A 439-nucleotide genomic window follows, 5' to 3' on the forward strand; every position below is an offset into this window, starting at 1 on the left:
TCAGCTGCGATCCGCATCCGTCAACTGGCGATTGAAAACAACCTACCCGATCTTTCCGTTTGTGTCGTCGAAAAAGGTTCCGAAGTTGGTGCGCATATTCTTTCCGGTGCTGTACTTGAACCCCGGGCCATGAATGAACTCTTCCCCGACTGGAAAGAGCTCGGTGCTCCGCTTAATGTCCCGGTGACTGAAGACAGAACCTTTTTCCTGCTCTCTGACACCACCTCCAAAGAAGCACCGCACTGGATGGTGCCAAAAACCATGCATAATGATGGCAACTACGTCATCTCGCTGGGCAATGTCGTACGCTGGCTGGGTGCCAAGGCAGAGGAGCTGGAAGTCTCGATCTTCCCGGGCTTTGCTGCATCAGAAATCCTCTACCATGAAGATGGTTCGGTCCGCGGAATCCAGACCGGTGACATGGGCATTGGCAAAGATG

1 protein-coding gene is annotated in these 439 nt (G+C 53.3%); it reads left to right on the forward strand.

Annotated elements, in window-relative coordinates; genetic code table 11:
* On the forward strand, window positions 1-439 hold a 439-nt coding region (locus J502_RS16225), incomplete at both ends, for an NAD(P)/FAD-dependent oxidoreductase (protein WP_034685297.1).

Source organism: Acinetobacter sp. 1294596 (genome assembly GCF_000582925.1).
GTDB lineage: Bacteria > Pseudomonadota > Gammaproteobacteria > Pseudomonadales > Moraxellaceae > Acinetobacter > Acinetobacter radioresistens.